20 protein-coding genes and 1 pseudogene are annotated in these 23,978 nt (G+C 67.8%); 10 read left to right on the forward strand and 11 right to left on the reverse strand.

The features are described from left to right. Positions 1 to 27 precede the first annotated feature (27 nt). Positions 28 to 5,160 (forward strand): annotated as a pseudogene (locus tag OG205_RS14230) (type I polyketide synthase); the annotation flags it as partial. Here OG205_RS14230 and OG205_RS14235 read toward each other — a convergent pair. The 7 genes from OG205_RS14235 to OG205_RS14265 form a co-directional block, all read right to left on the reverse strand. Then, on the reverse strand, positions 5,150 to 5,620 hold the full coding sequence (locus OG205_RS14235) for a GNAT family N-acetyltransferase (protein ID WP_330276709.1): 471 nt from the start codon (positions 5,618 to 5,620) through the stop codon (positions 5,150 to 5,152). The pseudogene OG205_RS14230 and the gene OG205_RS14235 overlap by 11 nt on opposite strands. Then, on the reverse strand, positions 5,617 to 6,069 hold the full coding sequence (locus tag OG205_RS14240; RefSeq protein WP_330276710.1) for a winged helix-turn-helix domain-containing protein: 453 nt from the start codon (positions 6,067 to 6,069) through the stop codon (positions 5,617 to 5,619). Before OG205_RS14240 ends, OG205_RS14235 begins: the two co-directional genes overlap by 4 nt. A gap of 15 nt (positions 6,070 to 6,084) precedes the next feature. Further along, a complete protein-coding gene (locus OG205_RS14245; protein ID WP_330276711.1) occupies positions 6,085 to 7,017 on the reverse strand; it encodes an ABC transporter substrate-binding protein in 933 nt (310 codons plus the stop codon). Positions 7,018 to 7,029: 12 nt separating this feature from the next. Beyond that, complete coding sequence (locus OG205_RS14250) at positions 7,030 to 7,752, reverse strand: amino acid ABC transporter ATP-binding protein (RefSeq protein ID WP_330276712.1); 723 nt, start codon at positions 7,750 to 7,752, stop codon at positions 7,030 to 7,032. Beyond that, entirely contained in the window at positions 7,749 to 8,624 is an 876-nt protein-coding gene (locus OG205_RS14255) for an amino acid ABC transporter permease (protein WP_330276713.1), read from the reverse strand. The genes OG205_RS14250 and OG205_RS14255 overlap by 4 nt, the downstream gene beginning before the upstream one ends. Positions 8,625 to 8,835: 211 nt before the next feature. Continuing rightward, entirely contained in the window at positions 8,836 to 10,107 is a 1,272-nt protein-coding gene (locus OG205_RS14260) for an LLM class flavin-dependent oxidoreductase (RefSeq protein WP_330276714.1), read from the reverse strand. 12 nt (positions 10,108 to 10,119) lie between these two features. Further along, positions 10,120 to 10,971, reverse strand: coding sequence for an LLM class flavin-dependent oxidoreductase (locus OG205_RS14265; protein ID WP_330276715.1), 852 nt, complete (start codon positions 10,969 to 10,971; stop codon positions 10,120 to 10,122). Positions 10,972 to 11,149: 178 nt separating this feature from the next. Here OG205_RS14265 and OG205_RS14270 point away from each other — a divergent pair, with 178 nt between their 5' ends. The 6 genes from OG205_RS14270 to OG205_RS14295 are packed head-to-tail and all read left to right on the forward strand — an operon-like array spanning position 11,150 to position 15,914. Continuing rightward, positions 11,150 to 12,160 (forward strand): DUF6745 domain-containing protein, encoded by a 1,011-nt coding sequence (locus OG205_RS14270; RefSeq protein WP_330276716.1) that lies wholly within the window; start codon positions 11,150 to 11,152, stop codon positions 12,158 to 12,160. 7 nt (positions 12,161 to 12,167) lie between these two features. Next, positions 12,168 to 12,560: a hypothetical protein gene (locus tag OG205_RS14275; protein ID WP_330276717.1), complete on the forward strand. Its 393-nt coding sequence runs from the start codon at positions 12,168 to 12,170 to the stop codon at positions 12,558 to 12,560. Between the two features lie 45 nt (positions 12,561 to 12,605). Continuing rightward, the gene (locus OG205_RS14280) at positions 12,606 to 12,986 is read left to right on the forward strand and encodes a MerR family transcriptional regulator (RefSeq protein ID WP_093602030.1); all 381 of its coding nucleotides are present in this window, start codon (positions 12,606 to 12,608) and stop codon (positions 12,984 to 12,986) included. Beyond that, positions 12,977 to 13,285, forward strand: coding sequence for a thioredoxin (gene trxA / locus OG205_RS14285; RefSeq protein ID WP_319979757.1), 309 nt, complete (start codon positions 12,977 to 12,979; stop codon positions 13,283 to 13,285). The genes OG205_RS14280 and trxA overlap by 10 nt, the downstream gene beginning before the upstream one ends. 19 nt (positions 13,286 to 13,304) lie before the next feature. Continuing rightward, the gene (locus OG205_RS14290) at positions 13,305 to 14,888 is read left to right on the forward strand and encodes a Na+/H+ antiporter (RefSeq protein WP_330276718.1); all 1,584 of its coding nucleotides are present in this window, start codon (positions 13,305 to 13,307) and stop codon (positions 14,886 to 14,888) included. 18 nt (positions 14,889 to 14,906) lie between these two features. Then, positions 14,907 to 15,914 (forward strand): gamma-glutamylcyclotransferase, encoded by a 1,008-nt coding sequence (locus OG205_RS14295; RefSeq protein ID WP_330276719.1) that lies wholly within the window; start codon positions 14,907 to 14,909, stop codon positions 15,912 to 15,914. Here the strand turns inward: OG205_RS14295 and OG205_RS14300 are convergent. The 4 genes from OG205_RS14300 to OG205_RS14315 form a co-directional block, all read right to left on the reverse strand. Then, positions 15,907 to 17,526 (reverse strand): VWA domain-containing protein, encoded by a 1,620-nt coding sequence (locus OG205_RS14300; protein ID WP_330276720.1) that lies wholly within the window; start codon positions 17,524 to 17,526, stop codon positions 15,907 to 15,909. The genes OG205_RS14295 and OG205_RS14300 overlap by 8 nt on opposite strands. Before the next feature lie 699 nt (positions 17,527 to 18,225). Beyond that, positions 18,226 to 19,797 carry a hypothetical protein gene (locus tag OG205_RS14305; protein ID WP_330276721.1) on the reverse strand — a complete coding sequence of 524 codons (1,572 nt, stop codon included), beginning with the start codon at positions 19,795 to 19,797 and terminating at the stop codon, positions 18,226 to 18,228. A 58-nt stretch (positions 19,798 to 19,855) separates the two neighbouring features. Next, a complete protein-coding gene (locus tag OG205_RS14310) occupies positions 19,856 to 20,089 on the reverse strand; it encodes a DUF397 domain-containing protein (protein ID WP_442916779.1) in 234 nt (77 codons plus the stop codon). Continuing rightward, the gene (locus tag OG205_RS14315) at positions 20,004 to 20,852 is read right to left on the reverse strand and encodes a helix-turn-helix domain-containing protein (protein ID WP_330276723.1); all 849 of its coding nucleotides are present in this window, start codon (positions 20,850 to 20,852) and stop codon (positions 20,004 to 20,006) included. The genes OG205_RS14310 and OG205_RS14315 overlap by 86 nt, the downstream gene beginning before the upstream one ends. Positions 20,853 to 20,982: 130 nt before the next feature. Between OG205_RS14315 and OG205_RS14320 the strand changes: the two genes are divergently transcribed. The 3 genes from OG205_RS14320 to OG205_RS14330 are packed head-to-tail and all read left to right on the forward strand — an operon-like array spanning position 20,983 to position 23,977. Then, entirely contained in the window at positions 20,983 to 22,113 is a 1,131-nt protein-coding gene (locus OG205_RS14320) for an efflux RND transporter periplasmic adaptor subunit (protein ID WP_330276724.1), read from the forward strand. After that, complete coding sequence (locus tag OG205_RS14325) at positions 22,110 to 22,790, forward strand: ABC transporter ATP-binding protein (protein ID WP_330276725.1); 681 nt, start codon at positions 22,110 to 22,112, stop codon at positions 22,788 to 22,790. The genes OG205_RS14320 and OG205_RS14325 overlap by 4 nt, the downstream gene beginning before the upstream one ends. Beyond that, positions 22,787 to 23,977 carry an ABC transporter permease gene (locus OG205_RS14330; RefSeq protein WP_330276726.1) on the forward strand — a complete coding sequence of 397 codons (1,191 nt, stop codon included), beginning with the start codon at positions 22,787 to 22,789 and terminating at the stop codon, positions 23,975 to 23,977. Before OG205_RS14325 ends, OG205_RS14330 begins: the two co-directional genes overlap by 4 nt. Position 23,978: the final 1 nt, after the last annotated feature.

Below are 23,978 nucleotides of genomic sequence, written 5' to 3' on the forward strand. Positions count from 1 at the left end.
CCACTTCACGACGGAAGGTTTCCGGCGATGCCGAACGAAGAGAAGCTCGTTGAGTACCTGAAGTGGGTCACGGCTGACCTGCACGAGACGCGTCAACGTCTGGAGGAGGTCGAGTCCGGGCGCCACGAACCGATCGCGATCGTCGGCATCGCCTGCCGCTTCCCCGGCGACGTGCGCTCCGCCGAGGACCTGTGGGACCTGGTCTCGGAGGGCCGTGACGCGATCACCGGGTTCCCGACCGATCGCGGCTGGGACCTGGGAACGCTGGCGGGCGGGGACTCCGCGACGTTGCAGGGCGGATTCCTCTACGACGCGGCCGAGTTCGATCCCGGCTTCTTCGGCATCTCACCGCGAGAGGCTCTCGCGATGGACCCTCAGCAACGGCTGCTGCTGCAGACGACGTGGGAGGCCATCGAACGTGCGGGCATCGACCCGGCATCGCTGCGTGGCAGCGAGACGGGCGTGTTCGTCGGCACGAACGGCCAGGACTACGGACACGTGCTGATCGCCTCGGAGGAGGACGTCGAGGGCCACGCCGGAATGGGCACGGCCGCAAGCGTCATCTCGGGCCGTATCTCGTACACGTTCGGCTTCGAGGGTCCTGCCGTCACCATCGACACGGCGTGTTCTTCTTCTCTCGTCGGGTTGCACCTCGCTGCTGCTGCGCTGCGCAACGGCGAGTGCTCGCTCGCGGTCGCGGGTGGCGTCACGGTCATGGCGACGGCGTCGAACTTCGCCGGCTTCACGCGTCAGGGCGGCCTCGCGGTTTCCGGGCGTTGCAAGGCCTTCTCCGATGACGCCGACGGGACCGGTTGGTCCGAGGGTGTTGGCGTGTTGTTGGTGGAGAGGCTCTCGGACGCACAGCGCAATGGACACCCCGTGCTCGCCGTGGTGGTGGGCAGCGCCGTCAACCAGGATGGCGCGTCGAACGGCCTCTCCGCACCGAACGGTCCCTCGCAACGCCGGGTGATCCAGGCGGCGCTGGCTTCGGCGGGGCTGGCGGCCGACGAGGTGGGCGCGGTCGAGGCGCACGGCACCGGGACCGTGCTGGGCGACCCGATCGAGGCGCAGGCGCTGCTCGCGACCTACGGCGCCGAACGGGCCGAGCCGCTGCGACTGGGCGCGGTGAAGTCGAACATCGGGCACACGCAGGCGGCCGCGGGGGTGGCGGGCGTGATCAAGATGGTGATGGCGTTGCGGCGCGAGACGCTCCCCCGGACGCTGCACGTGAGCGCGCCGTCGTCGCACGTGGACTGGGCGGCGGGCAACATCGCGCTGCTGACGGAGGCCGAGCCGTGGCCGCGCGGGGAGCAGCCGCGGCGGGCGGGGATCTCGTCGTTCGGCGTGTCGGGGACGAACGCACACGTGATCATCGAGGAAGCCCCGAGCGCTCAGGAATTGTCAGACCTGCCTGAGATGATTGGGATGGGGGGCGGTTCCCCCCACGGGGCCGGCCAATCGGGATCGATTCCGAACGGCGGGCAGGCCGCGGCGGCCGACAGCGGACAAGGCGCGGGGTGCCCGTTCGGCTTCGGCGCGACCTCCACGCCGGCAGACGAGGCACCGCTGGTCGTGTCGGCGAAGTCGGCGAGCGCCCTGGAAGCGCGGGCCACGCAAGTCCGTGCCCTCATCAAGAACGGTGCGGAGCCCGCAGACCTCGGCCACTCCCTCCTCACCACCCGCAGCACCGGCTTCGAGCACCGCGCCGTCCTCCTGAACGGCATCACCCTCGCGAGCGGCCAGACCCAGCGCAAACCGGTGGCCGCCCTCTTCAGCGGCCAAGGCGCCCAACGCCTCGGCATGGGCAAGGACCTCTACGAAACCTCCGACACCTTCCGCACCGCGTTCGACAACGTCGCCCAGCACCTCGACGTCGATCTCGACGACGCCATGTGGGGCACGAACGAGGAAGCGCTCAACCAGACCGGCACCACCCAGCCGGCCCTGTTCGCCCTGCAGGTAGCGCTGTACCGCCTCCTGGAGAGCTACGGCTTCAAGCCCGACCACGTCGCCGGCCATTCCATCGGCGAGATCGCGGCAGCACACGTCGCGGGCGTCCTCAGCCTCGAAGACGCCGCCACACTGGTCCAAGAGCGCGCACGCCTGATGCAGGCCCTCCCGCAGAACGGCGCGATGTTCGCCGTCAAGGCGACGGAAGCGGAAGTCAGGAAGCACCTCACGGCACAGGTCGACATCGCCGCCATCAACGGCCCCAACGACATCGTCATCGCCGGTGAAAAGGCGGAGGTGATCGCGCAGAACTGGGAGCACAAGCAGCTCAGGGTCAGCCACGCGTTCCACTCCCCGCTGATGGAGCCGATGCTCGACGACTTCCGCAACGCCATCGAACACATCACGCTCACCAAGCCGCGCATCCCCATCCACACCAGCGGCGACGTCACGACCGTCGACTACTGGGTCAGCCACGTCCGCGACACGGTCCGCTTCACCGAGAACATCCAGAAGATCGGCGAGGCCACGTTCGTCGAGATCGGCCCGACCGGCGTGCTCAGCGCACTCGTCGACGGCTGCATTCCGACGCTGCGCAAGGACAAGCCCGAACCGGCGGCGGTCCTCACCGCGCTCGCCAAGCTCTACGTCAGCGGCGCGAACGTCCACTGGCGGAAGTTCTTCCCGCGCGGCAACAAGATCGCGCTGCCCACCTACCCGTTCGACACGCAGCGGTTCTGGCCCAAGGGCGGCACCGCACCGAGCGGACCGGCCAAATCACAGCCCGCGCTGCACGAGTTGCACTGGGTCGACGCCACGGTCACCGCGAGTCCCATCGCGGCGGCCCGGTGGGCGATCATCGGCGGGGACGAGTTCGACCTCGCGCACGTGCTCTACAGCGCCGGGCAGACCGTCACCGGGTACGGGGAGACCCTCGCCGAAGCCGCAAAGAGCACCAAGCCTGACGTGTTCATCGTGGCGGTCAGCGGTGACGGAACACCAGCAACTACCCACGCACAGACGCAACGCGTTCTCGCGATCCTCCAAGAGGCCAACGACTACAGCGCGCACATCGTGTTCGTCAGCGGAGAGAACGACGTCACCGCGGCCGCCACGGCAGGGCTCGTGCGCAGCGCGCAGATGGAGAACCCCGGCAGGTTCCTGCTGTTCGACACCGACGGGCTGGACGTGTCCGGCGCGTTGCTGCCCAAGCTGGTGGCGTGGGACGAGCCGCACGTGAAGGTCCGCAATGGACAGACGACCGTGCCGAGGCTTCAAGAAGCTCAGAAGACCGAAGACGTGCACGAGTGGGACCAGGACAAGACCGTCCTGATCACCGGCGGCACCGGCGGGCTCGGCGCCGAGCTGGCGAAACACCTCGTCACCAGTCACAAGGTCAAACATCTGCTCCTCGCCAGCCGTCGCGGCGAGGAGTCGCCCAAGGCCGCCGAACTGCGCCAGGAGCTCGAAGCACAAGGCGCGACGGTCACGATCGCGGCGGCCGACGTCTCGAAGGCCGACGACGTCACCAGTCTCCTCAGTGCCGCACAGAAACCGTTGCAGGCCATCATTCACACGGCGGGCGTGCTGGAGGACGCGCTGATCGACGCGCTCACGCCGGAGAGCGTCACGAACGTCCTCACGCCCAAGGTCGACGCGGCCTGGCACCTGCGCAACGCCACGGACGTCCCGCTCGTCCTCTACAGCTCGGTCTCCGGCGTGATGGGTGCGGCGGGGCAGGGCAACTACGCCGCCGCCAACTCCTACCTCGACGCCCTCGCCCAGAACACCGAGAACACCATCAGCCTCGCCTGGGGACCGTGGGCGCAGGACTCCGGCATGACGGCCGGGCTCAGCCAGGCCGCGATGGACCGGATGCAACGGTCGGGCATGCCGCCGCTGGCCGTCGAGCAGGGCCTCGCGCTGTTCGACGCCGCACTCGCGCACCGCAAACCCCTGCTGGTCCCGATCCACGTCGCCGCCCAGCGAGGCCCGGTCTCCAAACTCCTGGGAGGCAACAGCGAACAACCGCAGGAGAAGGCCGCCGTCACGGTGCTGGACCGACTCCGCAACGCCCCACAGGCGGAACGCGAGGAGATGGTCCGCGACCTCGTCACCGGCACCAGCGCGGCGCTCCTAGGCCACCCCGACCCGAGCGCCGTCGACCCGCAGAAGGACTTCCTCGAACTCGGCTTCGACAGCCTCATCGCCGTCGAACTGCGCAACCAGCTCAACGAACTCCTCAGCCTCAAGCTCGCCGGAAGTGTCGTCTTCGACCACAAGACGCCGGCGAACCTGGCCCAGCACCTCGTCACCGAGCTCGGCACCCTCCACAGTGGAGGAAGCACGAGCAACGGCGTCGAGGTGGCAGCCGAGGACACGGTGTTCGGGCTCTTCATGGAGGCGGTTAGCAACAACAACGTCGCCGCCGGCCTGCAGATGCTCAAGGGCGTCGCGAACCTGCGCCCGATGTTCTCCTCCCCCGCCGAACTCGACGACCTGCCCGAGGCCGTCACGCTCGCGGACGGGCCGAAGCTGCCCAAGCTCATCTGCATCAGCGCACCCGGCGCGACGGCAGGCGTGCACATGTACGCGCGGCTCGCGGCTCACCTGCGAGGAAAACGGCAGGTCAGCGCGCTCCCGCTGGTCGGGTTCGGTGCTGGGGAACCACTGCCGAAGGACGCCGCCGCGGTCAACCGATGGGTGGCCGAGGCGGTGCTGCACGCGAGTGACGGCGACCCGTTCGTGCTCGTCGGCCACTCCTCCGGCGGCACTCTCGCCTACCTCGCGGCGGGTGTCATCGAGGAGACGTGGGGCATCAAACCGGACGGCGTGATCATGCTCGACACGCTGAGCCTCAACTACGACAACCGCGAGGGCATGGACTTCGAGTCCGTCACCAGCAACTACTTCAACACGATGGACTCCCCGGCGGTCAACATGAACAGCGCACGGCTGTCCGCGATGGCGCACTGGTTCCCGCGCATCATCGACACCGGCGTCCACACGACGGTGCCGAAACTGCTGGTCCGGTGCGCGAACGAGGTCAGGGGCACGGATCTGGTGACCACGAACCAGGACGTCTCGGTGCCCGCGGACGACATTCGGCTCGTGGCCACCGATCACATGGCGATGGTGAAGGAGGACGCCCACCTCACCGCCGAGGTGATGGAGGACTGGCTCAAGGCCTTCCACCCCGTCACGTCCTGACGAGCAGAGCCTTCTCGAACGGCAGCGGCCCGGCCGGCGGGACCGTCACGTCGAACAACGGCGTGAAGCCCGCCGCCAGGTACAGAGCGCGCGCCTCGGGCTGGCGAGGACCGGTGGTCAGGTAGAGGCGCCGGTAGCCGAGACGAGACGTCTCGTCTCGCAGGACGTCCAGCACTCTCCGTGCCAGACCCTGGCGGCGGTACGACGAGTGGGTCCAGATCCGCTTGAGCTCCGCGGTCTGCTCGTCGTACCGCCGAAACGCGCCGCCTGCCACGGCGGTTCCGTTCCTCAGCAACACCATCAGCCCACCATCAGGCGGCGTCAGCGTGGAGTCCGGGAACCGTTCCATCCGCTCCCGAGCCGCCTGCCCGTACCTGCTCACGTACTCGTGCAACAGCTCCGCCATCATCCCGGCGACCTCGGGAGCGTCCGGACGAGTCCAGTGGACCTCGTCGGTCATCCGGCGCGCCGGTCCGCCAGCCGCACGACGTTCGGCGAGCGCTCCACCCGGACCCGGCTGCTCGACGCGACCAGGTACCCGACGCCGCGCACGGTCTGGATCACGTCCGACGCGTCACCGAGTTTCTGCCGGATCCGCCGCACGTGCACGTCGACCGTGCGGGCGCCGCTGTAGTCGTCGTTGACGCCCCAGACCGTCGCCAGCAGGTCACGGCGGCGATGCACCCGGTCGGTGTGCTCGCACAGGTGCAGCAGCAGCTCGAACTCCAGCCGCGTCGTCTCGACGAGTGCGTCGTGCACGAACACCTGCCGCGTGTCGGGCAGGATCCGGACGTCCACTGCTTCGACAGCCGCCTGGGCCGCGGGCATCAGGCCTACGTCGTTCAACGCGCCGAGCAGCCGCAGCGCGGTGTCCTCGTCGTCGGTGTCGATGGTGATGCTGAACCTCATGACGCACCTCCCTGATCAGCTCTTCGGCAGACCCTGCGGGTTGACCTCGGACGTCGGCACGGCCTCGTCGGACAGGCCCCAGCGCTTCAGCACCTCGGCGTACTTGCCGTTGGCGATCAACTGGTTCAGCGCCTCCTGGACCGGGGTCACGAGCCCGCTGTCCTTCTTCGTGGTCACGGCGATCTTGCCCTGAACGGTGGCGCCACCGGAGAAGTTGCCGATCACCTCGGTCTGCCCGGACGTCGCCGCGTGGTAGGCGGAGGTCGGGTTCGGCCCCAGGTAGGCGTCGATGCGACCGGACTGCAGCGCGAGGTAGTAGTCCGACGAGTTCTGGAAGTACTTGATGTCAGTGGCTTTCAGGCCCGCCGCGACGTTCTGCGTGCTCCAGTCGACCAGGATCTTCTCCTGGTTCGTGCCCGACGTCACGGCGATCACCTTGCCCGCCACGTCCCTGGGCTCCTTCACCTTCCAGGTGCCGCCCTTCTTCGCCTCGAACGCCAGCGTGTCGAGCCGGTAGGTGGCGAAGTCGTACTTCTCCTTGCGCGCCTCGGTCACGGTGATGTTCGACAGGCCCAGGTCGTAGGCGCCGCTGTCCAGGCCGACGAACAGGTTCTCCCACGACGACACCTCGAGCTTGGGCTTGAGCCCCAGCACGTCGGCGACCAGCGACGCGATATCGGTCTCGACGCCGATCACGGTCTTGTCGTCGGTGGCGTAGAACCGCAGTGGTGGTGCTGTGCCGGCGGATCCGCCGATCGTCAGCTCCCCCTTGGTTCTGAACTTCTCCGGCACCTTCGACGCGATCTTGTCGTCCTTGGCTGCGGTGATCCGCTTCTGGTCCGGACCGAGGTTCACGCTCAGACCCGCGACCTCGGTGGGCTCTTCACCGCCGGCGGTGCCGCAGGCAGCCAGACCGAACACCAACGCGGCGAGAAGTACTTTGCGCACAACGAACTCCTTCTACAGAACCTTGGACAGGAAAGCGCGGGTGCGCTCGTGGACCGGGTGATCGAGCACCTCGTCCGGTGTTCCCTCTTCGACGATCACGCCGTCGTCCATGAACACGATCCGGTCGGCCACCTCGCGGGCGAAGCCGATCTCGTGCGTGACCACGACCATCGTGGTGCCGGAACGGGCGAGGTCGCGCAGCACGTCGAGCACCTCGCCGACCAGTTCCGGGTCCAGCGCCGACGTCGGTTCGTCGAACAGCACGACCTTCGGTCGCGTGGCCAGGGCTCGCGCGATCGCGACGCGTTGCTGCTGACCGCCGGAGAGCTGCCGGGGATACGCGTCCGCCTTGTCCACCAGCCCGACCCGTTCCAGGAAGTGCCGCGCCTGCACCGGGTCGGCCACCTCCGCGATGTTCTCCAACGCGGTGAGGTGCGGGAACAGGTTGAAGTTCTGGAAGACGAACCCGATGTCCTTGCGCTGCTTGAGGATCTCGCGTTCCTTGAGCTCGTGGAGCTTCCCGCCGCGCCGCTGATAACCGATCAGGGCGCCGTCGATGGTGATGAACCCGCGGTCGACCTTCTCCAGGTGGTTGATCGTGCGCAGCAACGTCGACTTGCCGGAGCCGGACGGCCCGAGCACCACCACGACCTCACCGGCCGCGACGTTCAGCGACACTCCGCGCAGCACTTCCAGCGAACCGAAGCTCTTGTGCACGCCCAGAACCTCGATCACCGGCGGTCTCCTCGCGCGAAGTAGCGCTCGACGTAGTGCTGGCCGATCGAGAGCAGAGTGGTCAGGATGATGTACCAGACGGTCGCGACCATCAGCAGCGCCACGACCCGCGCGTTGCGGCCGTAGATGACCTGCACCTGGTAGAAGAGCTCACCGATCGCCATCACCGAGACGACCGACGTGCCCTTGAACAGGCTGATCACCTCGTTGGCTGCGTTGGGCAGGATCGACCGCATCGCCTGGGGCAGCACGATTCTGCGGAACTGCCGGAACCTCGGGATGCCGAGCGCGGCCGCCGCCTCCAGCTGCCCGCGGTCGACGGAGATCACGCCGGACCGGACGATCTCCGCCGCGTAAGCCGCCTGGTGCAACGCCAGACCGAGCACGGCCGCGCCCATCGGGCTGATCAGCGAGATGGTCTCGAAGCTGACGAACTCCGGCCCGAACGGGACGCCGAGCGAAAGCCGTTGGTACAGATAGGAGATGTTGAACCAGAACAGCAGCTGCACGATGAGCGGGATCGACCGGAACGCCCAGATGTAGGTCCAGCCCACCGCCGAGAGGAACGGGCTCTTCGAGAGCCGCAGCACCGCGACCACGATGCCGAGCGCGAAGCCCAGCACGGTGCCGAGCACGGTCAGCACGATGGTGGTGCCGACGGCGGTCAGGATCGACTGGGCGGTGAAGTACCGCGCGAACGTCGGCCAGTCCCAGGCGGGGTTCGTGACCAGGCCGTGCACGAACTGCGCGGCGAGCACCAGCACGAACGCCACCCCGACCCAGCGCCACGGGTGGCGCGCCGGCACGACCGGTAAAGCGGAAAGATCATCGTCCTTTGTGGACACAAGCGTCAGCGTGCCGGAAGAGGTCATGGCAAGTCCTTGCTGCGGCGGGGAACGTGAGACGAGCGGGCGGAGTCAGCTCGTACAACAGTCGATGCGACAGCGGGAGGACAGGATCAACGCGGCGGCGCCGTTCATCCTGTCCTCCCTTCCCTGCGCTCTTGAGGAGAGCACTCACTCAACGACGCTCACGTTAGGTTTCGATGAACCGGCCGGGCAAGGACGTCCACGTGCTGAACAACTATCGGATACCGAGATGATCCCTCAACGTCGGACCTGTGTAGTCAGCGCGGAAAACGCCGCGCTCCTGCAGCAACGGCACGACGGTGTCCGCGAACTCGTCGAGCCCGCCCGGCGTCACGTGCGGCACGAGGATGAACCCGTCGGCCGCGTCCTGCTGCACCAGGTCGTTGATCTGCGTGGCGACGCTGTCCGCCGAGCCGATGAACGTCTGCCGGGCGCTCACGTCGATCACGAGGTCGCGGATCGACAGGTTCTTGGCCGCGGCCTTGTCGCGCCACTCCTGCACGGTCGCGGCCGGGTCCTTGAACATCCGCACGCTCGCCCGGCCCTTCGCGATGGTGTTCTCGCCGGTCAACGGCTCGACGTCGGGCAGAGGACCGTCCGGGTCGTAGCGGCTCAGGTCCCGGTTCCACACCTGCTCCAGGAACCGGATCGCGGTCGCGCCGCTGACCTGCCGGCGCCGCACGACCGCGGCCTTCTCCTGGGCGTCCGCGTCGGTGTCGCCGAGGATGAACGTGGCCGCGGGCAACACCACGAGCTGGTCGTGCGTGCGGCCGTACTTGGCCAGCCTGCCTTTCACGTCGCTGTAGAACTTCTGGCCCGCCTCTAACGTGCCGTGCCGCGAGAAGATCGCGTCGGCGGTGGCAGCGGCGAACTCGCGGCCTTCCTCGGAGTCGCCTGCCTGCAGGATCACCGGACGGCCCTGCGGCGAGCGAGGAACACCGAAGGTGCCGCTGATGTCGAAGTGCTCGTCGGTGTGCTCGAACCGGCCCACCCCGGTGTCGAACAACTTCCACGCCGTGCGCAGGAACGACTCCGCGCGGGTGTACCGGTCTTCCTGGGCGAGAAAACCACCGCGCCGGAAGTTCTCGCCAGTGAACGCGTCCCACGAGGTCACGACGTTCCAGGCGGCGCGCCCGTCCGACAGGTGGTCGAGCGAGGCGAACTGCCGGGCCACCTCGTAGGGTTCGTTGAACGTGGAGTTGATCGTGCCGGCGAGCCCGAGCTTCTCGGTGACGGCGGCCAGCGCGGCGAGCACGGTGAACGTGTCGGGCCGGCCGACGACGTCCAGGTCGTAGATCTCGCCGCCCTGCTCGCGCAGCCGCAGCCCTTCGGCGAGGAAGAAGAAGTCGAACTTCGCCCGTTCGGCCGTCTGTGCCAAGTGGACGAACGACTCGAACTCGATGTGGCTGCCCGCCTGCGGATCGCTCCAGACGGTCGTGTTGTTCACGCCGGGGAAGTGCGCGGCGAGGTGGATCTGCTTGGTCATCTCGCGCTCCTTCTAGGCGAACTGGTTGGCGGGCCGGGCGAGGCCGAGGTGGCCGCGCAACGTCCTGTGCTCGTACTCGGTGCGGAACAGGCCGCGCCGCCGCAGTTCGGGCACGAGCTCACGGGTGATCTGCTGAAGATCGCCGTGCAGGCGGAAGCCGGCGAATCCCTCGGAGTGCCAGGCGATCAGCTGGTCGATCGGGGTGGACATGTCGACATCTCGGAACACGAGCCTGTCGGTAGCCGAGACTTCGTCGGAGAACACGATGTCCCCCAACGGTTGCGCGGCCGCGATCAGCGGGTGCCCCTGCGGCGGACGCGGCGTGATCGACGGCCCGCGCACCTTGAACCACCGGCCCTCGAAGTCGATGTAGTGCAGCTTCTCGCGGTCGATGAACCGCCCGGTGGCCTCGTCGCGGATCTCCGCGTCGTCCTCCCAGCTGTCCCACAACCGGCGCAGGACCTCCGCGTAGTCCGCGGCCTCCTCCCACAACTCGGGCTCGGCACCGACCGAACGACGCCCGAAGTGCTTGGCGTCAGCGGGATCGTGAGCGACGGCCAGCTGAACGCCCGCCCGTCCCCCGCTCACGTAGTCGAGCGTCGCGATCGCCTTCGACAGGTGGAACGGCTCGGTGTGCGTCACCACCGCCGTCGGCACGAGGCCGACGTGCGTGGTCAGTGGTGCGATGCGCGCGGCGGTGAGCACCGCGTCCAGTCCCGGCTGCCCGCCGAGCGAGTCGCCGAACGTGACGAAGTCGAGCGTGCCGTGCTCGGCCTCGCGCACGAGTCCGGCCCAATGCCTTGCGGTGAAAGCCTCTTCGCCGGTCGCGTGGAGCGCAGCGGCCAGGTGCAGTCGTGAGCCCACCGGTCCCCCTCTCGTCGTTTACCCGCATTCTGTGCGCGCGGAAGGGGCTCGTGCCGGGGCGGCCACTGGGTGGGACTCCCGGCCGAAGCGGGAATATTTTTCGGGGTTGCGGTTCGCGGCGGGTTGGTGTCACGATCTTCCGCATGACGACTCGAAAGGGCGTGCGCGCCCTCGCGCTGTGAGCGCACCGAGCGGGCTTGAGGCCCGCTCCTCCGATCGTTCCCCGCTCCGCGAAGACTGGCTCGCCCACGCGCTGAGCACCGCACCCGCTGATCGTCCGGCGGCCGAAGAGGCCGTGGCACTGCTGTACGCGGCCACCGGCAGGCCACCACCGGAGTTCGCCTGGGTGCGTTCCCCCGCCTGGGCGGCGACTGTGTTGCCCGCCAAGGAGATCTTCCGCTACCACGACAACTGGCAGACCGTCGAGGCGCAGATCGCCGCGCTGGTCTCGGACCTGCGCCAGTGTCTGCGGCAACGCGGTGACTGGCAGGGAGCCCCGAGCCGCCTGGCCGCTGACCTGCGCCGAATCGTCCGCGACGGCCTGATTCCCGCGATCAACTCCACGATGCCGGGCTCGCTCGGCATCGGCTGGGCAGGCCAGCACGAGGCCGACTGGCAGGCGGGCGTTCACGCGCCTGACCTGGAGCTGCTCGACGTCTGGGTGACTCTCACCCGGTCGACCGGGTGGTGGTGGCCGCGCGAGGAAGTCTGCGTGATGTCCGATCGCCCTACGGCGGTGCACGTGGACGCGAACTCGTTGCTGCACAACGACAAAGGCCCTGCCATTGCGTTCGCCGACGGCACGCACGCCTACGTGTGGCACGGAACCACCGTGCCGAGGTGGGTGATCGAAGAGCCGGACGTCGTCCGGATCATGACCGAACGCCGTCTGGAGCTGCGTTTCGCCGCCGCCGAACGTCTCGGCTGGGAGACCTACGTCGAACAGGCCACGACGCCGTTGATCGCCACCGCGCCCGACCCCGGTAACCCCGGCCACGACCTGCGCCTCTACGACCTGTGGGGCCAGGTCAACCTGCTGCTCGTGGTCAACGGCTCGGTCGAGCGCGACGGCACCCGGCGCCGCTACGGCCTGCGGACGCACCGCTGGCAGCGCGACCCGCTCGACGCCGCGGCCACGACCTACGGGTTGCGGGCCGACCAGTACGCCCAACTCCTACGACGCACCTAAAACACACATGAATCTCGCAGAACTCGTCGGCCGCACCAGCGTCGACGCGCTCGACCACCTCGAGCGACAGTCCACCATCCCCGTCGTCGACGGCCTGCAGGCCCAGGGCGACCTGATCGTCATCCCGTTCGCGATGCTCGACTCGCCGCCGGACGACGTCCCGGACCGCGACGTGCCTCCCGAGGGCGTCCACCTCATCGCCGGCCTGAACGGCGGCAACCCGCACGTCCTCGTCGCGGACCCCGGCACCTGCCGCTGGTCCACGGGCCGGGACCTGGCCGTCGTCGAGAACACCGCTCCTGTCTACCTCCTGCACCCCGAGCACGGCGGCACCGGCATCGCCGCGGGCCAGTGGCTGATCCGCCGGCAGTGGTCGGCGGCCGGCCTGGTCGCGGACTGAGAAAGGGTTGCCTTGACGTGCGCGTCAAGGTTTAGCGTTCCCTTCATGAGGATCGGCGAACTGGCCAAGCGAGCCGGCACCACCACCCGTGCGCTGCGCTTCTACGAGTCCGAGGGGCTTCTCGAAGCGCAGCGCACGCCCAACGGCTACCGCGAGTACGGCGAGCACGACCTGCGGCTGGTTCGCGAGATCCAGTCGCTGCAGGCGGTCGGACTGTCCCTGGAGGACACCCGGCCGTTCGTCGCCTGCCTGCGCGCGGGGCACGAGTCCGGTGACTCGTGCCCGGACTCGCGGGAGGTGTACCGACGCAAGCTCGCCGAGGTGGACGCCTGCCTGGACCGGCTGGGCACCGTCCGGGAGTTCCTGCTGGCCAGACTCGCCTTCCAGGACCCGTGTCTCGTACCCGAGGAGATCCAGTGCAGCTGACCGACGCCACGTTCGCCGACAAGACCCGGACCGGCACCGTTCTCGTGGAGTTCTGGGCGCAGTGGTGCGGGCCGTGCCACATGCTCTCCCCCGTGCTGGACGAGATCGACCGCGAGCGCGACGACCTGACCGTGCTCAAGATCAACGCCGACGAGAACACCGCCACCGCCCGCGACTACCAGGTCATGTCGCTGCCCACGATGCTGCTGTTCCGCGACGGCGTGCCGATCCGTCAGATCGTGGGAGCGCGCCCCAAGGGCCGCCTGCTGGCTGAATTGGATGACGCGCTCAGCGCCTGAGCCGCCTATCTTTTAGCGCATGCTCGGTCTCGAACTCGTAGTGGTGCTGGGCGTGTGCATCCTGGCGAGCAGTGTCGTGTCGGGACGGTTGCGCGTGGCCGCCCCGGTCCTGCTGGTCGTCTGCGGTGCCGTGCTCGGCTTCGTGCCCGCCCTGGAAGAGGTCAGCCTGCCGCCGGAGGCGATGCTGCTGATCTTCCTGCCGGCGTTGCTGTACTGGGAGAGCCTCAACACGTCGTTGCGGGAGATCCGCAGCAACCTGCGCCCGATCGTGCTGCTCAGCACGCTGCTCGTCCTCGCGACCGCCGCGGCGGTCGCCGCCGTCGCCCACGCGCTCGGCCTCGACTGGGGTCCCGCGTGGGTGCTCGGAGCCGCTTTGGCCCCCACCGACGCGACCGCCGTCTCGGCCATCGCGCGGGGCATGCCGCGCCGCACCACGACGATCCTGCGCGCGGAGTCGTTGATCAACGACGGCACGGCTCTCGTGATCTACGCGATCGCGATCTCGATCACCATCGGGGAACAGGAGTTCAGCACCGGACGCGTCGGCCTGCAGTTGCTGCTGTCGTACGCGGGCGGCGCGGTGGCCGGGTTGCTGGTGGCGTGGCTCGCGGTGCAGGTGCGCAAGCGGCTCGACAGCCCGTTGCACGAGAGCGTGGTCAGCATCCTGACGCCGTTCGCGGCGTTCCTGGCCGCCGAGACGGTGCACGGCTCTGGCGTGATCGCCGTGGTGACGTGCGGCCTGGCGCTCGCGCGGGTCGGCCCCCGGATCGTGCGTGCCGACACGCGCCAGGTGAGCTACGCGTTCTGGGGCATCGCGACGTTCGTGCTGAACGGTGCCCTGTTCGTCCTGATCGGACTCCAGGCGCACAGTGCCATCCGCTCGTTGGACGGCTCGGAGACCCTCGCGACGTTCGCCGCCATCGGGCTGGTCTCACTGACCGTGGCCGGCACGCGGTTGTTGTGGAGCTACACGACTCCGTACGTGATCCGTGCTTTGGATCGCCGCCCCCAGCAACGGTTGCGGCGCGTGGGAGCCCGGCAAAGGCTGGTGTCGTCGGCCGCCGGGTTCCGCGGCGCGGTGTCGCTGGCCGCCGCCCTGGCCGTGCCCGAGACGGTGGTGGGTGGCGGGCCGTTCCCGTTCCGCGACGAGATCATCCTCATCACCTCCGGCGTCGTCGTGCTGACGCTGATCGTGCAGGCGGTGCTGCTGCCCTCGATCATCCGTTTCTCGCAGCTGCCCGAGGACACGGCGCTGGACGAGGAGCTGCGACTCGCCCAGTCGACGGCGTCCGAGGAGGCGTACGAAGCGCTGCCGCGACTGGCGGACAAGGTCGGGGTCTCCGACGTCGTCTACAAGCGGGTGCTGGCCGAGTACGAACACCACCTGGAGGTCGTGCGGGCTCGCGAGGCCGGTGACGAGGAGGTAGCTCAGTCGGAGGTCGAGTACGCGACGCTGCGGCTGGAACTGATCGCGCACAAGCGGGCGACCGTGGTGCGGCTGCGCGATGAGGCCGCGATCGACGACATCGTGTTGCGCACGATCCAGCGGAAGCTCGACGTGGAGGAAGTGCGGCTGTCTCGGCGCGAGGTCGACGAGGACTGAGTTTGTAGGGTTGGTCGCATGATCACTCCACGGGAGCGCGTGCTGGGCCGGATCGCCGATCACCTGTGTTCGCTGCGGCTCGGGCATCCGGTGCGGGTGGCGGTGGACGGGATCACGGCGTCGGGCAAGACGACTTTGGCTCGGGAGCTGACGGCTGCCGTTGCCGCTCGTGGGCGTTCGGCGGCGCACCTGTCGATGGATGGGTTCCACAACCCTCGTGCTGTTCGGCATCGGCTGGGGCGGGACTCGGCTGACGGGTACTACCTGGATGCCTACGACTTCGCGTCGTTCCGGCGGCTGGTGCTGGAGCCGCTCGGGCCGGGCGGGGATCTTCGGTATCGAGAGCGGATCATCGATCTGCGCTCGGACGTGGTTGTCGACGAGCCGCCCGTGGTTGCTACTGCGGACCTCGTGCTGGTGGTGGACGGGAGCTTTCTGCAGCGGGAGTTGGAGTGGGACGAGGTCATCTTCGTGGACACGCCATTTGAAGTGGCGCGGGAACGTGGGACTCGTCGTGACGCGGAGTTGCTGGGCGGACCGGAGAAGGCCGAGCGGGCCTTTGACCAGCGGTATCACGCTGCTAGCCGCCGGTACCTGGAGGAGGTCGGGCCGGCTGGGCGGGCCTCCGTCGTGGTGGGCAACTCCGACGTTGCCAACCCCGCATTGCGGCAGATCGGTGGTCCGGCCGAGGCGGTGGTGAACCTGTTCTCGTACGGGACGTTGCAGACGCCGTCGGTGCAGATCGAGCACTTCGGGCGGACGCTGGTCGGCAAGGAGGACGTGTTGCCCGGATACCGGCAGGACTGGGTGACGATCACCGATCCCGCCGTGATCGAGGTCAGTGGGACGGACAGGCACCCGATCGTCCGGCACACGGGAGACCTGGCGGACACGACTGCCGGGACCATGCTCGAAGTGACGACCGCGGAGCTCGCCGCGGCCGACATCTACGAGGTCGACGACTACCGGCGAGCGCTCGTGCGGCTCGGTTCGGGTGCGGACGCCTGGGTGTACCTGGCTAGCTGAACCTGTTGCGCGCGAACCCGGATCTGGTCTGTCCGAACCTGTTCAGCGCGTACTCGGTGAACGCCTGGTTCCCGCTGTCACTCCACGCCCGGAGCAGGCCGAGGTTCTTGGTCAGGCTGATCAGCTTCATGAACGTCACCCGGTCGTCGCCGAACTGCGCGGACGGTGCCCGGGAGTGGGCCTGCAGCAACGTGTTCACGTGCCCCTCCAGACGGCTGCTCGCCGTCTCCCTGTCGTTCTGGTAGAGGTCGTCGAGTGCGTAGAAGGTGATCTCGCTCGTCCACAGCCCGACCGCGTGCGCGAACACGGTCTCGGGGGCGATCGACGTATCGACGCCCAGTTGCAGGACGTGCCGGCGGTTGTCCCTTGCCAGCGCGTCGACGTACTGGACGGTCGCCGTGCCGAATCCTGTCCAGTCCGCGGGCGCCTGCACCTCCAGGACGACCCAGTACGTCTCGTCGTAGGCCAGGTCCGGAGCGAAGATGCGGATGCCGTCGTCGTCGGTGATCAGGTCGGGCAGCGACTCGACGCCGTACTCGTCGCGCGCCCGGTGTTTGGCGACGGCGACGTCCCGTTCGACACGGGCCCGCGTCGGCGCGTCGGTGATCAGGTCGTGGCCGTAGAGGTGCCAGGCGGTCACGGTGGCGTCCAGCTTGATCTGCAGCTGGATGTTGATCGCGGCGAGGTGCTCGCGCCTCGCCAGATCCTCCGCGAGGTTGAGCCGGAGGTCTTCCGCGTCGTTGACCAGGGCGCAGGACCCACCCGTGATGCCCGCCAGCGCTTCCAGCTCACGCATGCGCGCGTCCGTGCCGAACCCAAAGCACGACAACGTCAGCTCGCCGCGCGTCTTCTCCGCGATGTTGCGGCGAATGGTGATCCAGTCACGCACACCCGACGTCGGATCACCGTCGGAGAACAGGTAGAGGCAGTTGACGATGTCCGTCTGGACGTGCGCGTACCTGGCGATCTCGTCGATGCCGTACTGCACGCCCATGTTGATGTCGGTGGCGCCCTTCGCCCTCAGATCCGCCACGACCGTGGCGAGTTGCGCCTCCGAAAGGTCTTTCTTCGGTGTGGCCTTGAGAAGCGTTCTGACGTTCGTGTCGAACGACACGATGCCCAGGATGTCCGTATCCCGAAGTTGCGCATACAGCTCGCGAATCGCCGTCTTCACCGTTGCAAGTTTCTCGCCTGCCATGGACGAGCTCGTGTCGACGACGAACACGAAGTTCACCGGCATCGCCTGCCTGGACGTATTACCCTCGGCCGTCTTCGCGGATCGCAACGCGACTTCCACGAAGTGAGTCGTGTTTTCGTTCGCGCGGAAGTTCTCCTCGGCGGGACACGCACCGTAGCTCACCGCGATGGCGTTACCGACGGAGGGCGTGGGAATGCCGGACGAGTTCGAGGCGACGAAGTCGTCGAACCTGATCTGCGTCTGGTCGATCAGGACGCCCTGCTCGATCAGGTCCTTGATGCCCAGTGTTGCCTTGGTGCCGAACGCGTTGTTGCGGCGCACGAACAGGCCGCTGCGGGGTAGTGGGTGCTGCTTGTCGGCGAGCGGGAGGTCCATCGAGGGCCAGTTGCCGACCTTGCCGACGACCCCGACCACGCGGCTCTCTGCTCTGGTCGTGGCCGGCGTCGCGTCTGGGGAGCCCAGCTCCACTCGAAGCCTGCTGGACACTTGCTGGCGAAACTCGTGCCGATCGTTGTCAGGGCTCGCCTCACGTGCCTCACGGCGCGCAGTGGCCGGGGCCTCGGCCTGAGGAGGACAGACGGTCGTGGGCCGGTACGCATCGCCCAGTCGCTGCACCTCATACCAGTTCAACTCCGGCTCATGCCGGTTCAACACCGGTCGCCGTTCGGACCGCCGCCCCCTCCAGAGCGGGTCGGCCGGGATCGAGTCCGGGTCGGGTCGATCCAGCGACGGCCGCTCCGGCTCGGGCCGGTCGTCCCACGACCGGCTCCTCTTGGGCTGCGGCTCCGGCCTGGGTTCCGGATCAGGATCCATCGCGGGCTTGGCCTGAGGCTCTGCGCGAGGGGCCTCCTCAAGAACCGGCGTCGGCGGTGCCTGCGTGCGCCTCAACTTGTGCCAGCGCGCACGCCGGTATCTCACACCTCCAACTACCAGAATTACCGCGACGACCAGAATGAAAATCCAGACGAGATTCATGAGATTGTCCCCTGCACACGATCACGAGGAGGTGACAAAGTATCAGGCTCGTCCGTCTGGCGGTAGCGGGAACTTTCGCGCCACGCGACGCAATTATAATTGACCAGGAATTGTCAACTAAATGGCATCGAACGCCATCTACGAAACAAGAGAAAGGCGCCGGGCGGGTTCGGGAGCCTTGACCTCGGCTGACGGGATCTCGACCTCCTCGCCGCCGATCTCGCGGGTGATCCACGCGCCCGACTCCACCATGACCTTCAGCGTGCGGGTGTCGAGGGCGTTGACGCGGCCGTAGTACCACTCGTCGGTGGCCAGCGAGCCCATGCGGTCGCCCATGCGCTTCTTGATGTCGAGGACGCGCTCGAACAGCGTCTTCACGAGGGCGGCGCGGTCGTAGGGGCCCTGGAGGCCCTCGCGGATTCGGTCCTCGATGCCGCGCGGGGTGCCTTCGGAGTCCGGCATGAGCATGGTGGTCCAGGCTCGGGACTTCTCGCGGTACTGGAGTTGCTGCATGATGCCCTCGTGCTGGGCGAAGTCGGCGGCGCGGAAAGACTTGCCGCGCCAGCGCTTCTGGAGGTTCACGGCCAGTGAGAGGGCGCTCTTCAGACCCGTGTTGAGGCCTCGGCCCGGCCAGAAGTGCAGGGAGTTGGCGGCGTCGCCGAGCAGGAAGCCGAACGTGTCGGGTGCCAGCTGGGCGGTGAACTTCGACATCTGCTGCATGCCGAGCGTGAACGAGTTGATGCCGACCACGTCCGCCACGCCCACGCCGAAGAAGCGCAGGCCATCGAGGATTCGGGGCCACAGGTAGGAAAGCTTGTCGACGGACGGCTTGAAGACCGCGCGGTGGCGGTCGCAGACGAAGCGGCCACCAGGAGCAGGGCGCATGGCGCAGCCGAACTTGCCGATGCACGAGACCGGGCCGCTCTCGCCCAGCGCGACGATCTCGGACGCCTCCTCGGCGGTCAGGCGCATGTTGATGAAGCCGCCGCCGAGCGAGTTGAAGAGGAACCTGTTCTGCGCCACGGTGAGCGGGACGGTGTGCTCGTCGGGGGCCTTGGCGGTGACGCGGATGCCGAGGACGCGCTCGTCGAGTGGCGAACCGTCCACTGAGAACAGTTCGCGGCTCGGGGTGCCGAACTGGGACGAGAACGCGTCGCGGGTGGCGGAACGGGCGCCGTCCGCGATGGCCAGGACGTGCAGGCCGTCGAACTTCGTGGGCGGGGTGTAGGCGGCGGGGACCACCTCGATGCCGTAGACGTCCTGCGCCATGTCGAGGAGGCAGTCCTCGATCCAGCGGATCTTGATGTTGCGCGGACGGCCCTTGGACGCCGGCGAGTCCGGGCCGAGCGGCCACATCTCGGAGAACTTGCCGGGTGTGAAGAGGCGCTGTTGCACGGCGGACGGCAGGGCGGCCCAGACGTTGCTCTGCAGCGTCACGACCTGCTCGCGCCGGTTGTTGCCCTCGGACTGGCCGCGCCACACGACGCGGTCGCCCTGGCGCATCCAGCGGCGGTCGTGGATGCGGACCGACACCTGGTCGCCCAGCAGCGACTTGATGGTGCACGCGAAGGCGAGGCCGACCGGGCCGCCGCCCGCCACGTCCACCCGCAGCGGGGTGGACCTGCGCAGCGGAACGATCTTGCTGCCCTGCTTCGGCAGCATCACCGTCGGGCCGCAGCGGCCGATCAACACCGTCTTCTCGTCAGCCATGGCCCATCCCCCTCGTTCCCGTTCGTCGGCGGGAACACGTGCTGAGACGGGCAGCGGTTCAACGAGATTCGAGGAAATTTTCCCAAGCGGTGAAGCTGAAGGTCAGGACGCCTCCGGAGGGGCTCTTCGAGTCCCGGACGAGCGCGTCACCGGACAGAGACACCTCGACGCAGTTGTCGTCCTCGGTACCTCCGCTGTAGCTGCTCTTACGCCATGCGCGTTCCTGGGCCATTGAAGTCCTCTCGCGGTCGGCCGACGTACTCCGCCAGCTTGCTCCGCGATTGTTCCTCATCCAAGGCGACTTCAGCCAAACGGTCGAACAGCAACCGGGTGCGCGCGATGACGCCCGGATCCTGCACGAACACCTTCGCCAGGTCGGTCGACGTGAAGGCGATGGGCATCGCCTTTTCGTATTCCCACAGCACGCAACTGGTCCACGCGACCGAGACACCGGCAGGCACGATGCGGATCCTGTTCGCGTTGAACAGCAGCGCCGCGTACTGGTCTTCCATGATCTGTTGGCTGCCGACCTGCATCTGCAGGGCATGTTCATGGATGTAGAACAAGCAAGCCGGCCGATCGTGCCGCTTCAGGATCGCCTGCCGATCGATCCGGAACTGGACCACTGTGGGGATTCGCTCTTCCGGGACGAAACCGGTGAGGCGGTAGATCCCGTCGGCGTACTCCGGGGTCTGAATGAGACCCGGCACTGCCTGCACGTCGTAGCTCGTGATCGTCGTGGCGGTCGCCTCGGCCATCGCAAGTGTCCGCAGGTTGTCCGGCACCTGGACGATGTACTCCTCGAAGGCGCAGCGGTAGCGGCGCTTGAAGTCCTCGAAGAAGTCGATGTCCTTGCCGAGCATCGAGAGGTACTGCAGCAGGTCGATCTCGCTCGGACGGTACTTGCCGTTCTCCAAGGTCGAGACTTTGCTGGGATCCCAGCCGAGCCGGACGGCGAATGCTGCGCCCGTCAGGTTGATGCAGGTCTCCCTGAGCTTGCGCAGTTCGTCGCCCAGGTCCCGGCTGTATGCGGTAGATGGAGTACTTGTGGCCATGGCTTGAACGTAGGGCTTGCTCGAAAAGCAACAAGGGGCTCATTCGGGTGAAAACGGTCGGGCTGATCTTCAGCTCGTTGCCAGGAAACTCGCAGCCCTGACACAGCTTGCCGGACGACGATCCCGAGCCATGACTCGACGTCGCAGATCCTTGTTGATCAACGGACTGCTGGTGGTGGTGCTCCTCGGGGCCGGTGTGGCCGGCTACCTGGTGTTCTTCGGTTCCTCCGGCAATGCCCAGTCCACCACGACCGCTCGCACGGCCGCCGCCGCGAACCGCGATGTCAGCGAGGTGGTGACGGCTTCGGGGACGGTGCAGAGCTCGTTCAGCGCCGCCGCGTCGTTCGGGGCGAGCGGCACGGTCACCGAGGTCAACGTCAAGGTCGGCGACGCGGTGACCAAGGGGCAGCAGCTCGCAAAGCTCGATCCGACGCAGGCGCAGCTGCAGGTGGACATCGCGCAGGGCAACCTGAACGCGGCCCTGGAGAAGGGCACGGGCACGAACGCGCTGCTCACCGCGTACCGGCAGACGCAGCTCGCGCTTCAGCAGGCCAAGGACAACCTTGCCGCGACAGTGCTGACGGCTCCCGGTGACGGCACGATCACGTCGGTGACCGGGGCCGTTGGGCAGAAGGTCGGCAGTGGCAGCACTTCCAGCAGCTCTTCCACCTCCAGCACAACAACCACCACGACGGCGTCCGGGTTCGTGGTCGTCACCGACCTGAAGAACCTCGTGGTGAAGGCGAACGTCTCCGAGTCCGACGTCAGCAAGCTCAAGGCTGACCAGGCGGCGACCGTGACGGTCAACGCGATGGCGGGGACGCCGGTGCAGGCCAAGGTCACCACCGTCGACCTCACGCCCACGACCGCGAACAACGTTGTGCAGTACGGCGTGAGCCTCGCGTTGACGCAGCCGCCGGCCGAGCTCAAGCCTGGTCAGTCGGCGAGCGTCGAGATCACCGTCGCGTCCGCGCAAGGTGTTCTCGCCGTGCCCGCGGCGGCCGTGCAGACCGTCAGCGGCGCGAGTTCGGTGCAGGTGATGGAGAACGGCGCCGAGACGCGCAAGACGGTCGAGGTCGGGGTGCGCGGCGACCAGTACGTGGAGATCAAGTCCGGGCTGACCGCCGGCGAGGAGGTCGTGCTGCCGCAGGTGAGCACGTCGAACAGCACCAACCGTCAGCAGCAGCCCGGCACCGGGCAGTTCCCCGGCACGGGTGGCGGGCAGCGCAACGGCGGCGGGCTCACCGGGACCGGTCGATGAGCCCGGTCATCGAGGTCCGCGACCTCCGCAAGACGTACGGCGGCGGCGACACAGCCGTGCATGCGTTGCGGGGTCTCGACCTCACCGTCCAGAAGGGCGAGTACATCGCGATCATGGGTGCGTCGGGTTCCGGCAAGTCGACGCTGCTCAACATCCTCGGCTGCCTCGACATCGCGACCTCCGGCCAGTACCTGCTGGACGGCATCGACACGGGCGAGTTCGACGAGGAACAGCTTTCGTTGCTGCGCAACAGGAAGATCGGGTTCGTCTTCCAGTCGTTCAACCTGGTGCCGCGGACCACGGCACTCGCGAACGTCGAGCTCCCGCTGGTGTACGCGGGAGTTCGACGTGCCCAACGCCGTGAACGGGCGCTCGCCGCGCTCGATCTCGTTGGTCTGAAAGACCGCACGCATCACCGGCCCAACGAGCTTTCCGGTGGCCAGCAACAACGTGTCGCGATCGCCCGTGCGCTGGTGACGTCGCCCGCGATCGTGCTGGCCGACGAGCCGACCGGCAACCTCGACACCGAGTCGAGCCGGGAGGTGCTCGGCATCCTCGACCGGCTCAACGCGAGCGGGCGCACCGTCGTGCTGATCACGCACGAGGACGAGGTCGCGTCGCACGCCATGCGCACGGTCCGCGTGGTCGACGGGAAGGTCGCGGGGGTGCTGGTGTGAGGATCTTCGAGATCGCCGCGTTCGCGGTGAGGGGCCTGACCGCGAACAAGATGCGGTCGGGGCTCACCACGCTGGGCATCCTGATCGGTGTCGCGTCGGTGATCCTGCTGATCGCGGTCGGCAACGGCGCGTCGAGCGCGGTGCAGCAGAGCATCGCCGGGCTCGGCACGAACATCCTGACGATCAGCCCGCAGCGCGCCCAGCCCGGCAGCACGGCCAAGCCGCTGACCACGGCGGATGCGGCGGCGTTGGTGGGGCAGGACTCCCCCGACGTCAAGTACGCGTCGCCCGTGGTGAGTGCGCAGGCGACCGCGGGTTACGGGGACACGACGCACGACATCGGGCAGTTCATCGGCTCCGACCCGCGTTACTTCGACACCACGAACAGCTCGGTCGCGCAAGGGAACCTGTTCTCCGACAACGACGTCCAGCAGGCGCGCAAGGTCGTCGTGATCGGTGCGACGGTGGCCACCGAGCTGTTCCCCGGTACTGATCCTGTCGGGAAGTCCATGCTGGTCAACAACATTCCGTTCACGGTCGTGGGCGTGCTGGCGGCCAAGGGTTCCAGCGGGCTGCAGGACGCCGACGACATGGCCGTGGCGCCGTTGTCGACCACGCAGAACGCGCTGACCGGCTACGGAAGCCTCACGCAGATCGTGGTGCAGGCGCAGTCGGCGGACGCGCTGCCGAACGCGCAGGCCCAGGTGACGACGATCCTCAACGGCCGGCACAAGGTCACCGAGACCGCCGACTACCGGATCCTGAGCCAGGACCAGCTGCTGACCGCGCGGACCGCGACGACGGAGACGTTCACCGTGCTGCTGGCGTCGGTGGCCGCGATCTCGTTGCTGGTGGGCGGAATCGGCATCACGAACATCATGCTGGTCACCGTCACCGAACGGATCCGCGAGATCGGCATCCGCAAAGCCGTTGGCGCGCCACGGTCCTCGATCCTCGGGCAGTTCCTGATCGAGGCGACGCTGCTGAGCCTGTTCGGCGGGGCGCTGGGCGTGGCGGCGGGGATGATCGGCAGCCAGTTCACCATCGCGGGCATCCAGCCCGTGCTCGTGCCGTCGTCGGTGCTGCTCGCGTCCGCGGTGTCGGCGTTGATCGGCCTCTTCTTCGGCAGTTACCCGGCTTCCCGGGCGGCGAAGCTCCGCCCCATCGAAGCCCTCAGGCATGAATAAG

Source organism: Lentzea sp. NBC_00516 (genome assembly GCF_036346835.1).
Classification (GTDB): Bacteria; Actinomycetota; Actinomycetes; order Mycobacteriales; family Pseudonocardiaceae; genus Lentzea; species Lentzea sokolovensis.